The 14286-nt window shown below is 59.5% G+C and carries 13 protein-coding genes; 8 read left to right on the top strand and 5 right to left on the bottom strand.

Annotation, left to right across the window (positions count from 1 at the left end; genetic code table 11):
- The first annotated feature begins 177 nt into the window (after nucleotides 1-177).
- Entirely contained in the window at nucleotides 178-1383 is a 1206-nt protein-coding gene (gene glp / locus G5S37_RS13710) for a gephyrin-like molybdotransferase Glp (protein WP_165204822.1), read from the top strand.
- A 210-nt stretch (nucleotides 1384-1593) separates the two neighbouring features.
- Nucleotides 1594-2109, top strand: coding sequence for a VOC family protein (locus G5S37_RS13705; protein WP_206026441.1), 516 nt, complete (start codon nucleotides 1594-1596; stop codon nucleotides 2107-2109).
- Nucleotides 2110-2346: 237 nt separating this feature from the next.
- Here G5S37_RS13705 and G5S37_RS13700 read toward each other — a convergent pair whose 3' ends face one another.
- Nucleotides 2347-3804 carry an alkaline phosphatase D family protein gene (locus G5S37_RS13700; RefSeq protein ID WP_165204820.1) on the bottom strand — a complete coding sequence of 486 codons (1458 nt, stop codon included), beginning with the start codon at nucleotides 3802-3804 and terminating at the stop codon, nucleotides 2347-2349.
- A gap of 293 nt (nucleotides 3805-4097) precedes the next feature.
- Between G5S37_RS13700 and G5S37_RS13695 the strand changes: the two genes are divergently transcribed.
- The 5 genes from G5S37_RS13695 to G5S37_RS13675 all read left to right on the top strand — a co-directional run bounded on the left by G5S37_RS13695 (nucleotide 4098) and on the right by G5S37_RS13675 (nucleotide 9101).
- The gene (locus G5S37_RS13695) at nucleotides 4098-4589 is read left to right on the top strand and encodes an SRPBCC family protein (protein WP_165204818.1); all 492 of its coding nucleotides are present in this window, start codon (nucleotides 4098-4100) and stop codon (nucleotides 4587-4589) included.
- Between the two features lie 150 nt (nucleotides 4590-4739).
- Nucleotides 4740-5996 carry an efflux RND transporter periplasmic adaptor subunit gene (locus G5S37_RS13690; protein ID WP_165204816.1) on the top strand — a complete coding sequence of 419 codons (1257 nt, stop codon included), beginning with the start codon at nucleotides 4740-4742 and terminating at the stop codon, nucleotides 5994-5996.
- Nucleotides 5993-6691, top strand: a complete 699-nt coding sequence (locus G5S37_RS13685; RefSeq protein WP_165204814.1) for an ABC transporter ATP-binding protein — start codon at nucleotides 5993-5995, stop codon at nucleotides 6689-6691. Before G5S37_RS13690 ends, G5S37_RS13685 begins: the two co-directional genes overlap by 4 nt.
- Nucleotides 6688-7857: an FtsX-like permease family protein gene (locus G5S37_RS13680; protein WP_165204812.1), complete on the top strand. Its 1170-nt coding sequence runs from the start codon at nucleotides 6688-6690 to the stop codon at nucleotides 7855-7857. Before G5S37_RS13685 ends, G5S37_RS13680 begins: the two co-directional genes overlap by 4 nt.
- A gap of 50 nt (nucleotides 7858-7907) precedes the next feature.
- Nucleotides 7908-9101, top strand: a complete 1194-nt coding sequence (locus G5S37_RS13675; protein WP_240914867.1) for an ABC transporter permease — start codon at nucleotides 7908-7910, stop codon at nucleotides 9099-9101.
- 49 nt (nucleotides 9102-9150) lie between these two features.
- On the opposite strand, the gene G5S37_RS13670 is transcribed toward G5S37_RS13675, so the two are convergent.
- Nucleotides 9151-9486: a hypothetical protein gene (locus G5S37_RS13670; RefSeq protein WP_165204810.1), complete on the bottom strand. Its 336-nt coding sequence runs from the start codon at nucleotides 9484-9486 to the stop codon at nucleotides 9151-9153.
- Nucleotides 9487-9611: 125 nt separating this feature from the next.
- Here G5S37_RS13670 and G5S37_RS13665 point away from each other — a divergent pair, with 125 nt between their 5' ends.
- A complete protein-coding gene (locus G5S37_RS13665) occupies nucleotides 9612-10181 on the top strand; it encodes a GNAT family N-acetyltransferase (protein WP_165204808.1) in 570 nt (189 codons plus the stop codon).
- 125 nt (nucleotides 10182-10306) lie between these two features.
- Here the strand turns inward: G5S37_RS13665 and G5S37_RS13660 are convergent, their stop codons facing one another.
- The 3 genes from G5S37_RS13660 to G5S37_RS13650 are packed head-to-tail and all read right to left on the bottom strand — an operon-like array spanning nucleotide 10307 to nucleotide 14270.
- Complete coding sequence (locus G5S37_RS13660) at nucleotides 10307-11953, bottom strand: L-fucose/L-arabinose isomerase family protein (protein WP_165204806.1); 1647 nt, start codon at nucleotides 11951-11953, stop codon at nucleotides 10307-10309.
- Between the two features lie 55 nt (nucleotides 11954-12008).
- Nucleotides 12009-12965 (bottom strand): dihydrodipicolinate synthase family protein, encoded by a 957-nt coding sequence (locus G5S37_RS13655; RefSeq protein WP_165204804.1) that lies wholly within the window; start codon nucleotides 12963-12965, stop codon nucleotides 12009-12011.
- Between the two features lie 6 nt (nucleotides 12966-12971).
- Nucleotides 12972-14270, bottom strand: a complete 1299-nt coding sequence (locus G5S37_RS13650; protein WP_165204802.1) for an MFS transporter — start codon at nucleotides 14268-14270, stop codon at nucleotides 12972-12974.
- Nucleotides 14271-14286 lie beyond the last annotated feature (16 nt).

Genomic DNA, 14286 nt, shown 5'->3' with positions numbered 1-14286 from the left:
GTCTCCCAGTTTCCAGTTCAGGCGTCAATGGGGTAACGCCCCGGATTGCAGCCTCTTTCATTGGTCACCGGACACCGTCAAGACACCTCCCTTCCATGCCCTGCCATTTGAGGTCGCTTTGTGGACGTTCGTGTATAAGAGAAGCCGTACACGACCACGCGTCCACCATCTCCGCCCATGCTCACCGAGCAAGAAGCCCTCGAACACATCCTCACCTCCGTCACGCCTCTTCCTCCAAGGAGCGTACCTCTTCGCGAGGCCCTGCAGAGCTATGCTGCCCGGGCCGTGCACGCCAACATTCCCCTGCCCGGCTTCGACAACTCAGCAATGGATGGCTATGCAGTCCGTGCGGAGGACACCCGCACCGCAGAGCCGCTGCGGGTTATTGGCGCCACCGCCGCAGGGGAAATCTCCAGCATCACGCTGGAGCCGCACACAGCCATCCGCATCTTCACCGGAGCACCCATGCCACCCGGAGCGGATGCGGTGATCATGCAGGAGGATGTTTCCACGGATACAGAGAAAAAATCCATTGTGTGCAAGGAGCCGGTGGAGCCCGGAGAAAACGTCCGTGTGCTCGGCTGCGACCTTTGCGTAGGCCAGCGCATCGTGGATAAAGGCGAGCCACTCAATGCCGCGCGCCTCGCCGTGCTGGCTTCGCAGGGACTCACTCACATCGACATTTCCGAAGTACCACGCATCGCGGTGGTCACGACAGGTGATGAACTCATCCCTCCCGGCGAGCCATTGCCACCAGGAAAACTGTACAATTCCAATGGCATCATGCTGGAAGCGATGCTGCGTAGTGCTGGCGTCACCTCGCCCATCACGATTCATCACCTGCGGGATAATCTTGAAGAAACCGTGGCTGCCTTGCGCCAGCTGACTCAGCGGCATGACTTCATCATCCTCTCCGGCGGTGTGTCCGTGGGCGAGCATGACTACATCAAGCCCGCGCTGAAGGCTCTCGGTGTTCCCGCGGAGTTCTGGCGTGTAAAGGTGAAGCCGGGCAAGCCAGTGCTCTTCGCGAAGACGTCCACTTTATCCCGTCCATGCCATCTCTTTGGCCTTCCGGGGAACCCGGTGTCTTCGCACGTGACCTTCCACCTCTTCGTGAGGCCAGCGCTGCTGAAAGTCCTCGGTGCCGGTGCTGCTTCTCTGGGGCTGCCACGCGTGAATGCCACGCTGACCCGCGCGATGAAGAACCGTGGCGACCGCCCGCACTACATCCGCGGTTTTCACGAGGATGGGAAATTCACCCCCACTGGTGTGCAGCAGTCGCATGCCCTCTTCAGCCTCAGCCGGGCAAATGCCTTCCTACGCATGGAGCCGGAGCAGGATCTCCCGGAAGGCGCTGCTGTTCAAGCACTCTTGTGCGACTGACAGCCGCACCCAGGCGCAGAGCGAGAACTCAAGAAAACGTTGGGGCGAAGCACCCGTGCGAGGTGCGATTCGTCAGACTGGAATGGCCCTCAAAAAAGATTTGAGAGCGATGTCCTGAGCCGGAGCCCCCGTTCGTCATGGTCATGAACGGTGCAGACAACCCTCGCCGAAATCGCAAGCCCAAGACCAACTCCATCCCCTAAACAGATCATGAGCTCGAAAACTGCTGTCAAGGAAGCCCCCTCCAAGAAGTCCGTGGATCCTGTGCCGAATGGCATGAACACCGTGACGCCCCATCTCGTCTGCGCCGGAGCTGCGGACGCCATTGAGTTCTACAAGAAAGCATTCGGCGCCACGGAATTCGGGCGCGTCCCCGGCAAGGATGGCAAGCTGATGCATGCCATGCTCGGCATCGGAAACTCCAACGTGATGCTGGTCGATGAGTGGCCTGACTTCGGCGCGCTGGGCCCCAAGGCCCGCGGAGGCACTTCCGTGACCATCCATCTCCAGGTGGAGGATGCGAATGCGCTCTTCGAAAAGGCGGTGAAGGCCGGTGCCAAGGTCATCATGCCCCTCGGCGAACAGTTCTGGGGTGACCTCTACGGCATCGTGGAAGATCCGTTCGGCCACCAGTGGTCCATCGCCACGCATGTGCGCGACGTGTCCCCGGAAGAGCTTGAGAAGGCCGCCGCGGAAGGTTGCTGCGGAAGTGGCTGCGAGGCCTGAGCAGCGCCTCTCTCTTTGCAGACAAGGGTCTGCGTCCGAAACAAACAAACAGACGCCCTCCTGCGGAAATGCGGGAGGGCGTTCTGTCTTTTCAGAACGCAAAGGAGGTTAGGGCTTCTGCCCTGACAACGGGCGTTGGACTTTCCAGTCCGACGTTCTGATGCGCGCAAACCTGTGCGGTCGGGTCAGAAGACCCAACCACCAACGTCAGACCAGAAGGTCTAACCTCCGGACGCTCTAGCTCCTCTCCGCTTTCCTTCTCTCCTGCTCAGCCCGCACCTCCATCACGCGATCACTCTTCGCGATGAGCGCGCGCCCACAGATGGCATCCCAGGCCACGGGCTTGGATTCAACCATCCCCTCGCCTGCCTGCCAGACCTCATAGCTCACAGATGGTGTGGCGGTGGAGCAATCGATATCCAGCACCATCCACAGCTTGCCATCGTGATGAATGGTGAAGGTCTCCGGAGATACCACCGCCGTGGCGTCCTTCTGATTTTCACTTCCCAAGGGGCCTGCAGTGAACTCCACCCACTTGTCATGGATGTGGTACCCTGCCGAGAAGTGCCGATCTCCCGAGAGGAAGATGACTCCCTCGATGCCTTCCTGCTGCATCCATGAGAGAAGTGCATCACGCTCGGTGAGAAATTTCGCCCAGCTATCCGGCTGGCTGTAGGTCTGCCACTCGCTGCCGCTGGCGATGATCTTCACGCGCGCCCTGCTCGCCTTGAGTTCGCGCTTGAGCCAGGCGATCTGCGTCGCGCCGAGCATGGTCTTTGTCTCGCCATCCGGTTCCTTGTTCGGCGTGCGATGCCAGCGGACATCCAGCATGAAGAAGCCAATGCCGCTCCTCTCGAAGGTGTGATAGATCGCCGGGTCCTCCTTTTCCGTGGTTCGTGTGGGATTCGCCCAGTACTCGTAGAAAGCCTGGCGCGAGTGCTCCTTGCCCACGGCGGTGGAGTCGCTGTTGTTCGGGCCGAAGTCATGGTCATCCCAGATCGCGTAGACGGGCCGCTGCGCGGTGATCTCGCGAAAGCCGGCAATCCGCCGATGTGCCGTGTAGTACAAGCGTTGACGTTCCAGTTCGGTGGTATCGCCATAGTGATTGTCTCCGAGCATCAGGAAGAGGTCGAAATTTCCGCGTGAAGCAATGTCTCCCCAGGCAGCAGCGGAGTGCTCCGGCAAACGACCGACACAGGAGCCAAAGGCCACACGGACCCTGCCATGCCACGCTGAAGGTGACGCAGCCACAAAGGAAGGCGGAGGGGTGCTGCTCACGATGCGGTCATCGACGAGCACCTCATAATAGTAGCGCTTGTCTGGGTGCAGATTGTCTATACGCACAGCTGCGGTGCGACCAGTCGCGTCACCCACGGGACCAAACACGACCTCACGCGGCTCCGAGAAAGTCGCATCTTCGCTCACACGCACCTTCAGGGTGGCAGGCTTTGAGACCTTCACCCAGATTTGCGCCTCCTCATCACTCACATGGCCCAGCATGGGCCCCGCCTCCAGGCATGCGGGTCCGGGAATGGGAGTCAGCGGAGGAATCTGCGGATGCGGCGGCTTGGGAGCGGATGCAGGCTTGGCCTTGGCTGGCTTCTTATCCTTCGGTGCCGGCACCTCGGGTTCTGCGCCAAGCGCGGCGGCTGCCGGCAAGGCGGACGTGGCGGCGATAAATTCGCGTCGGGTCATGTAGGAAAATGCGGAGGATGCGGGTGAGATTTGAGCAGAATTCGCGGAGAATTTGCGGAGAACTTCTACCCGGCTACTGTCACCTTCCTTTCATCGCGTGCACGGGGTCGAAGAGTGACGGAATCGCCATGACTTCGTTCTTCCCGAAGAATGACTTTTTTTCAGAAATGTGTCGTCGAAATGTCCCGCGAGAACTGACAGCTTCGTCATGGCAATGAACGGCGCCACGCACGGGCGAGGCCGCCGGAATCAAAAGGAATACAAAACCCCAGCCAAGCCAACCCAACTGACTCATGAGCTCCACCACTACCGCTGCCAAGGAAACCATCACGGACCTCGACCTCGTTCTCAAGCGCGTACTCAACACCTCAAGGGAAAAAATATTCAAGGCCTGGACCACCCCTGAGCTGATGAAGCAGTGGTTCGTTCCCAAGCCCTGGACGATTGCCAAGGTGGAGACCGATGTCCGCGCCGGTGGCAGCAGCTTGATTGTGATGTGCGACCCCGAAGGCAATGAATATCCCAACAAGGGCGTTTATCTTGAAGTGGTGGAAAACGAGAAGATCGTCTTCACGGATGCCTATACGTCAGCATGGATCCCCTCTGAGAAGCCGTTCTTCACGGGAATCATCCTCCTGGAAGACGCTGGCGATGGAAAGACCAACTACACGGCCATCGCCCGCCACTGGAAGGCGGAGGATCGCGAAGCGCACGAAAAGATGGGCTTTCATGAAGGCTGGGGCAAGTGTGCCGAGCAGCTGGAAGAACTCTGCCAGACGCTCTAGGCACCAAGCCGGGCGACACCTTTTCCTCGTGGGAATTGCAAAACACCTCATCAGCACCACGGACTAACCTTGGAATGACGCACTCTCCTTTCAGATTGCATTTGATCTCCATGGCAACGCCTTGTTAGCTGATGATTCCCCCCCATTCCCATGAGTGCTGATAAAGTGTCGCTCGATGGTCTCCGAATCGATCGCACAGCGATACCCAAGAAGGAGCGCCCTGCCTGGCTGTTGCCCACCGTCGTGATTTTGCTCGTTGTTGCGGGCGGAATCACATGGTGGTCCGTGCAGCCGAAACCTCTAGCCGTGGATGTCGCGGTAGCGAAGGAGCAGTCCTCTGGAGCCGCTCCGACCAGCACCACCCAACGTGCCGTACTGAATGGCTCCGGCTATGTCACGGCGCGACGCATCGCCACGGTCTCTGCCAAGGTGACGGGCAAGGTGATGGAAGTCCTCGTGGAAGAAGGCATGAAGGTGGAACAGGATCAGATCGTCGCACGCCTGGATGCCTCCAATACCGAAGCGAGCCTGCGCCTTGCCGAGGCACAGCTTGACTCCGCCAGGAAGACCTTGGAGGAAACGAAACCCAACGCCATCTTCGCAGGACAAGAACTCAAGCGCTTCAAGGAACTGGCCCAGTCCAAGGCAGCAAGCCAGTCCGACCTGAACAAGGCCGATGCGGAAGTAAACGCTCTCGCCGCCAAACTCGTGCGTCAGACCGCCGATGTGGTGGTAGCCGAGCGAGAAGTCGCCCAATGGAAACAACAGGTGGATGACACCATCGTCCGCGCGCCCTTCACCGGCATTGTGACTTCGAAGAACGCCCAGCCCGGTGAAATGATTTCCCCCATGTCTGCCGGCGGCAGCTTCACCCGCACGGGCATCTGCACCATCGTGGACATGAACTCACTCGAGATCGAAGTGGATGTGAGTGAGAGCTACATCAACCGCGTGCAAGCCGGCCAGCCGGTGGAAGCGAAGCTGGACGCGTACTCCGACTGGAAGATTCCCGCCAAGGTCATTGCCATCATTCCGACCGCCGATCGCCAGAAGGCCACGGTGAAAGTTCGCATTGGATTCGACAAACTCGATTCCCGCATCCTCCCTGAGATGGGTGTGAAAGTGGCCTTCCAAAGTGCACCGCAAGAACTAGCAGCTTCGACCGAGTCAAAGCATGCATCCCAACGCCTGGTCATCGTGCCCAAAGAAGCCGTGCACCAGGACGGCGGCAAGGATGTGGCCTGGGTCGTGAAGGACGGACGCGTGGAACGCCGCGCCATCACGGTCAATGGAACCGATGCAGAGAACACTACGGTCACCGCTGGACTCAGTGCTGGTGAGCGACTGGTGTTGAATGCACCCACCGGCCTGAAGGACGGAGCCAAAGTCACGGAAAAGAAATCATGAGCACTGCGAACGACATCCTCGTGGACATCAAGAACGTGTCCAAAAACTTCAAGCGCGGCTCGGAGGAGATCCACGTCCTCTCCGGTCTGAACGTCGAGGTGAAGCATGGCGAGTTCCTCGCCCTCATGGGTCCCTCCGGCTCGGGCAAGTCCACGCTGCTGAATCTTATGGGAGGGCTGGACCGTGCGACAACGGGTTCTGTGACCATTGGCAGTGAGCGCATCGACCAATACTCGGACGGACAGCTCGCCGCCTGGCGCGCGCGCAACGTGGGCTTCATCTTCCAATTCTACAATCTGCTGCCGGTGCTGACCGCCGAGCGGAATGTGGAACTCCCCCTGCTGCTCACCCATCTCTCCAAATCCGACCGCAGGAAACATGTGGAGATTGCGCTGAAAGCCGTGGGTCTCTCTCACCGGACGAAGCACTATCCACGCACCATGTCGGGTGGTGAGCAACAGCGTGTGGGCATTGCCCGTGCCATCGTGACGGACCCCACCATCCTGCTCTGTGATGAACCGACCGGTGACCTCGACCGCAAATCCGGCGACGAAATCCTGACCCTGCTGCAGACGCTGAACAAGGATCATGGCAAGACCATCGTGATGGTCACGCACGACCCCCACGCCTCCGCTCGCGCCACCCGCACCCTGCACCTCGATAAGGGACAGCTTTCAAACGAGCCCGCCGCATGAAGTTTCTTCCGCTCATCTGGCGCAATCTGATGCGCAAAAAGTTGCGGACGATCCTGACCTTGCTGTCGGTATTCGTCGCGTTTCTCCTCTTTGGCATTCTCTGCATCATCAAGGAGGCCTTCACCGCGGGTGTCTCCATGGCCGGTGCGAACCGCCTCATGGTGCGGCACAAGGTCTCGCTGATCCAGTTGCTTCCCTACAGCTATGTGGACCGCATCCGGAATGTCCCAGGTGTCTCCGCAGTGACTCACGCGACCTGGTTCGGCGGCGTGTACAAGGACCCCAAGAACATGGTCGGCACTTTCCCGGTGGATCCGGATTCGTACTTCGACATGTTTCCCGAACTGGTGATCTCACCCGAGGTCATGACGGCCTGGAAGGAGAAACGAAATGGCGCCGTGGTGGGCAAGGCTACGATGGATCGTTTCGCTGCGAGCGACGGCTGGAAAGTCGGCAGCGTGATCCCCTTCACCACGCCCATCTGGGGCTCTCCCAAGGGTGCAAACCAGTGGGAGTTTGAGATCGTGGGCACCTATGATCTCAAGGAAAAGAAAGGTGACAACACCGGCTTCTTCTTCCGCTATGACTACTTCGACGAAGGTCGCGAGCAATTGAAAGGCCAGGTGGGATGGCTCAGCGTACGTGTACAGAATCCGGACGATGCGCCCGCGATCGCCGCCAAGATTGATGAGGAATTCGCCAACTCGGCCACCGAAACCAAGGCGGAAACCGAGGCCGCAGCCATGCAGGGCTTCGTCGCGCAGATCGGCGACATTGGCGCCATCCTCACAGGCGTGCTCAGCGCGGTCTTCTTCACCATCCTGCTGGTCACCGGCAATACCATGAGCCTCGCGGTGCGTGAGCGCACCCAGGAAATCGGCACCTTGAAGGCGCTTGGTTTCACCCACATGAAGGTGCTCTTCATGGTGCTCGCGGAGTCCTGCTTCATCGCCATGCTCGGCGGGCTCCTCGGACTGGGTACTGCGTGGTTGATCACTCAGGGAGGAAGTCCTGTGCCGCAAATGCTGCCCATCTTCATCCTTCCTGACCGCGACATTATAATCGGAGTTTGCGCCATCCTGGTGCTCGGCGTTGTCGCGGGTGCTTTCCCTGCCATTCAAGCCATGCGTTTGCGCATTTCCGATGCGCTACGCAGGGAGGGCTAGACAGCCCCTCCTCCATCTTCTGCAGCCAGCGCTCTTTTCTGTCACATGCCATGAATTGGTTTCTCCAGGTTTTCTCAATCATTCTCTTCAACCTTCGCTCTCTCCCGGAGCGCAAGGGGTCTGCTCTCTCCGCAGCGGTCGGCATTGCCGGCGTGGTGGCCGTGCTGGTGGGAGTTCTCTCGATTGCGGAAGGGTTCCGAAAAGTCATGAGTTCCGCGGGAGAACCGGACGCAGCCATCGTGCTGCGCGCTGGCGCGGACAATGAGATGAACAGCGGACTCACGCGTGAAGATCTGCGCATCGTCCGTGATGCCCCTGGCGTGGCGCGGGCGCCTCATGGAGAGACCGCGCTGGCCTCCGGCGAACTGCTGGTGATCGTGGACCGTCCCAAGCGCACCACGGGCACGGATGCGAATGTTCCGCTGCGTGGCGTGGAGCCCGCTGCCTTTGACGTGCGTCGCAACCTCAAGATTGTGGAAGGCCGCCGCCTCGAGCCAGGCAGAAATGAGGTGATCGTTGGGTCCGGCGCCACTACGGCTTTTGCGGGACTGGATGTCGGCCAGAGCTTCAAGGTGGGTCAGAACACCTGGGAAATCGTGGGGATCTTCACTGCGGACGGGGGCGTTGCGGAATCGGAGATCTGGGGAGATGCCGCCGTGATTCAGGCGGCCTACAAGCGCGAGAACAACTTCCAGTCAGTGCATGTCCGTCTGAATTCCTCTGAGTCCTTCCAGGAGTTCAAAGATGCGCTGACGAGCAATCCCCAACTCAAGGTCAAAGTATCCCGGCTCTCAGACTTCTATGCGGAACAGTCAGAGATGCTCTCCAGCTTCATCACCGGAATGGGTGTCTTCATTGCAGGCTTGATGGCCTTGGGGGCTCTCTTTGGCGCGCTGAACACCATGTACGGCTCCATCTCTGCCCGTACCAGGGAGATTGCCACACTGCGAGCGCTGGGCTTTGGCGCCAGCCCGGTCATTTTCTCGGTGTTAGGCGAGTCGTTGGTGCTGGCATTGGTCGGTGGGGCTATTGGCGCGGCGATTGCCTACTTCGCCTTCAACGGCATGCAGACCTCCACCATGAACTGGCAGACCTTCAGCCAGGTCACCTTTGCGTTCGCCGTGACTCCTGCGCTGCTCCTGCAGGCCATCATCTGGGCCTCAATCATCGGCCTGCTTGGCGGTATCTTTCCGGCGATTCGCGCTGCACGGCTCCCCATCGCCTCTGCACTTCGCGAGACGTGATCGAGCGAGCGAGCAACACTTGAGAGCGACAGGACGCGTCTGCGTCGGGTCAGTTGTTCGTGTTGATGGAGGCGGCGGCGATCCCTATAAAGCCGAGAACGAACGCGGCTGGGAGAAGGATCAGAAACAGCGGCAGTATCATCAGCCCGATGAGCGGCGCTGCGAGAACGCAGGCGATGGCGATGGCCGTGTTCGTTGGATGCTTCAACCAGTCCATGGCAGGTCCGGCCACCCGGCAAAACGCCTTAAAAATAGGCGCATGTGCAACAGGTTGAAAGACCTTGGCTTCAAGCAATCTCCGAGTGCCGTCAGGGTAGCCGTCTAGAAAAGCGGGCAGCCCAGGCACCAGTCCCGCGCCCTCCACAGTTGAGGAAGTCGAGTTCATGGTAATAGCAGGTTGTTACTATCTTGCCATGATACGTTCCACAGAGGCAAGACTTATCTTTTAACTGCAAGGAGTATCCCTCATTGACGCTCCTGTTTCGCCGTGACATTCGTAGTTAACCGTTGATGCTCATCACTTCATCCAGGCTCGATCTTGTTCCTTTAACACTGGATTTCATGCGGGCCTCGCTGGCGCATGACACCGATACGTGCTCGTGGATCCTGGGTGCCACGGTGCCGCCGGAGTGGCCGGAGCCCGACTACCGCTATGTCCTGGACCTGAGGATCGGCCAGTTGGAGGCGGATCCTAGTCTACTGCCCTGGCTTATGCGAGCCATGGTCGACCGTGAAACTCGCGCCATGGTAGGTGACATCGGCTTTCACACCGCTCCGGCTCCGGAATACCTGCAACCCTACTCGCCGGAGGCCGTGGAGTTTGGGTTTGGGGTGTTCCCGGAATATCGTCGCAAAGGCTATGCTCGTGAGGCAGCGAAAGCCATGATGCACTGGGCCACTGACAACCACGGTGTCACCGAATTCATCATGACCATCCGGCCAGACAACGTGGCTTCACAGGCACTCGCTGCGCAGCTTGGGTTCGTGAAGATCGCATCCCACATCGATGAGATCGATGGCGAGGAGGATATTCTTGAGTTGCGGCTGAACTCAATACGCGACGAGCTGAGTGGAGGTTAGGCCTTCTGGCCTGACAGTGGGCGTTGGGCCTTCCGGCCCGACAGCAATGTCACCATTCACCACCGTCAGGGCAGAAGCCCTAACGCCCACTGTCGGGCTGGAAAGCCCAACCTCCGTCTTGCGCTTCACCCCCACCCCTTCGTCCGCGTCCGTGTGCCGCACACGTTCACCTTGATGCCCAACTCACGCGCAAAGGCCGCCTTCGTGAAAAGGCAGTTGTCTGCGGCCTTTCCATCATTCGCATACGCGACCTGGATATGATTCGCCTGGTGCTTGGCCATGAGTTGATCCCGGCTCACGCCGTACGTCACGGCATGCATGATGGGCCACTGAGGTGTGGTGGCCTGCCAGCGACGTTCCGTTTCCGCCTTGGGTAGCTCCACCACTCCCCCACGGCCAATGTCCATGTGCAGCGCTTCGTTCTCCACATAGATACGTGACCAGACGATCTCACCCGGCTTCGAAACACCTCGCAAGGTGCTGCCGCCATTCGGAAAATACATCGCAGGCTGACGGTGGCCGTCGGCGCCTTTCCATCCCTTGATGAAATGCGCGGGCGGCGCGGCTCCGCTGATGAGCAGCACCCACACGTAGTCGTCACCATATTGCTCGCCCCAGCGCACGTCATGCAGGGTGGACTCCACGGGCTGCCCCAGCGCCTGATGCACGCGGCAGGTCATGAGACCATCGAGACCGGCGCATTCATCCACTTCGTTGAAATGGACAAGTGGTTCACCTTTGTAGAGCACATGGCTGCCATCTCGGCTTGTCACCGGTGGACGGTCGGAATTGTTCAGCGTGCCTTCCACAAGGTCGCTTGCGGGCAGCAGATCCTTGAGACCCTGCTGGTACTGGATGCCGATGGAGTCACAGCCGAAATCATCCGCGATGCGCAGGGCGGCGACGTACATCTTGCACTGCAGCAGCACCTGCTCACGCGTGAGCTCGGTGGCGTGATTCTTGCCGAAGTGGAACTTCATGCCCTTCTTCTCCAACCACGCGAGCACGGCATGCGCCTCGTCATCGGGCGTCTGCAGGGTTTCATAGAAGAGCGATGATTGGCTGAGGCGCTCCTTGAAGACGCCACATGCATGCAGGGCGTGATCGGGGATGATGGCATTGAACATGCCCATGCAGCCTTCATCGAAGATGCCGAGAATGGCCTTCTGCGAGCGCAATTCCTCCCCAAGTTGCGCTCCAAGCTTCGCGGCCTGTGCGGGAACCTTCACCTTCTCCAGCTTCTGCACGTGGCTGAGATCATGAGTAATCTTGCCCGTCTTCAACCACTGACGCAGTTTGCTTTTGAAGAAGGTATCCGTGAAGTCAAGGCTCCACAGCGTGGAGTAGCGCACGCCGGCCTTGGTGAGAGAACCATTGAGATTCAGCATGCCCACCAGCCCGGGCCACTGCCCGGACCAGTTTGCGACTGTGAGAATGGGTCCACGATGCGTGGTAAGCCCCGCCAGCACATGGTGCGAGTATTGCCACACCGCCTCCGCCACAATGAGCGGCGCGTCTGGATCGATGCTGCGGAAGACTTCAATCCCTTCACGCTGGCTGGCGATGAAGCCGTGCTTCTCGTCTTCCTTGTAAGGGTGCGAGCGCACAAGATCGAATCCCTCCGCCGCGAGCGCTTCTCCCAGTGCTGTCTCCATCGCGTGCTGTGCGGGCCAGCAGGTCTGATTCGCCGAGAGACGGAGGTCACCGCTGGCAATGAGTTGCACCGCAGGGCGGGACGAAGCAGTGGAATTTTTTTGGCTGGCTTTCTTCATGGCAGAGGAAGGGTGGAAGATGGGAGACTGTAAAAAACCAAAAGATAGGATGGAGTCAGGCGGAGAGATTCGCCGCAGCGGGCCAGGCATGATCGCGAGTGATGCCGAACTCAGTGAGGAAGCCCCCCACGCGCTCGCGCTCCTGCTCACGGAAGCGGTGGAAGGGCTCGGCAAGGAAATCATCGCAGATGCCCAGCACGCTCAGGGCGCACTTCACGCTCTTGATGAATGCTGAGCCATAGCGACCCACCTTGTAGATGGTGCCAGAGATGCGCATGACCTGTGCGTGCAGTTCCATCACGCGATGCACATCATTCTTCACCGCGGCCTCATAGAGCTCCACATACAGACGCGGGCAGAGATTCGCGCCCCCGCAGATGCCGCCATGGCCACCGAGCAGCACGCTTTCGCCCAGCAGTTCCTCCGGCCCCACCAGCAGGCTCCAATCCGGACGTTGAGCGAGTTCACGGACCAACTGGTGATAATACACCATATTGCCCGAGCTATCCTTGAGCCCCACCACACCTGGGAGCTGCATGGCCCGGCGCACGGTATCCAGCTCAAATGTTACCTTCGTGTGGCTCGGCATGTTGTAGAGGAAGACAGGGAGTGGCAATTCCGGCACGAGGTCTTCCACATACTCCACGAGTTCCGGCTGCCCCACGGGGAAGTAGTAGGGCGCAGAGAGCACGACCGCCTTCGCGCCATGCTCCGCGGAGAAGCGGGCCAGCTCCACGCTCTCTACAAACGAAGTATCAGTGATGCCCACCAGCACCGGCACACGTCCGCCCACCAGCTGGCACGTGCGCTCCACCATCTCCCGGCGCAGCCGGTAGCTCAGGCTGGGCGCCTCACCCGTGGTACCCAGGGCAAAGATGCCATGCACCCCCCCACCCAGCATGTGCTCGACGAGCCCCTCCAGTCCGGCGACATCCAGCGTATCGCGATCTTTGAGTGGCGTGATGATGGGCGGGATGATGCCGCGGTAGGCGGGCGAGGCTGCTTGGGTCATGAAGGGTCAGTGATGAGAATGGGAGTCTCCGGTATCGCGCGGGCGGATGAGGAGCACGAGCACAGCGGAGAAGACACACACCGCAGCGAAGGCGGTGAAGATGACATTGAGCGGTACATGGCGGTCGCGCATGTAGCCGAAACTCCAGTCCGCCACGCCGCCAAACATCATGCTCACGAAGTTCATGATGCCGTAGCCCGTGGCGCGTAGATCCGGCCGCACGATCTGCGAGAGAATGGGCATGTTGTTGATGTCAAAGAAGCCCCAGCCAATGCCGAAAAGGATGAGACCGAAGATGGCCAGACCAAAGGAATGCATGGAAGGCGCATTCCCCACGCTGAAGAGCGCGGGAACAATCAAGGCCATGCCGATCGCACTGACATAGATGCGACCGCGCTGAGTGCGACGCATCCACCTGTCCGCCAGCCATCCTGCAAAGAGTGCGGAAACCAGCGCAGCAGCCTGCCAGTAGAGTGCTGCGGAAACGCCTGCCTTGCCTTGGGAGATGTTGAATTCCTTCTGCAGGATGGCAGGCATCCAATCGCGCACCACCCACGCAGCAATGGCAGGCAAGGTGAAGTAGAACACCAGAAGGATGAAGGAGAAGTTTCCGAAGAGCACGCCGAGCGCCTTGAGCAACTTCTTGAATTCATTCTCCTTTGAAGCGGGCACCGATGCGGACGCCATACCGATAGTATCCGCATCGACATAGCGGCTCTTGTCCCTCAACAGCAGCAGCAGAGGGAAGGCGTACAGCAATCCGACGATGCCGGTCACGTCAAAAGCCCAACGCCAGCCAAGATTGGGTGCATCTGCCACATAACCCGCGAATCCACCCACGATGACGCCGCAGTAGATACCCATCTGGTGAATACTCACGGCGCGCGAGCGGGTGAGCGTGGTGTGGTAGTCTGCAATGAGAGCCAGTGCCGCGGGAATATAGAATGCCTCACTGATGCCCATCAACGAGCGCGCCCACATGAGTTCCTCAAAACTTTTGGCATGCCCCGTCCACCAGGTGATGGCAGACCATACAAAGAGACTTGTGCAGATGGTGTACCGCTTGCTGAAACGATCTGCGATGTAACCACCGATGGGGCTGAAGAAGGCATAGACCCACTTGAACTGCGCCAGCATGTGGCCCCAATTTTCCTCCGAGCCCACTGAGGGAATGTCCCTCATCACGGACACCTTCATGGAGGCAATCATCTGCCGATCGAGGTAGTTCAGCAGAGCGACAGGAAACAAGAGCGCGACAATGGTCCACGCGTAGCGAAGGGTCGAAGGAGGCTGAGCGGCAATCATGAGGAAGGTGCGGTGA

Origin of the sequence: Roseimicrobium sp. ORNL1, assembly GCF_011044495.1 — a bacterium.
Lineage (GTDB): Bacteria > Verrucomicrobiota > Verrucomicrobiia > Verrucomicrobiales > Verrucomicrobiaceae > Roseimicrobium.
The sequence above is the reverse complement of the archived record's forward strand: the minus strand, read 5'-3'. Positions and strand labels throughout refer to the sequence as shown.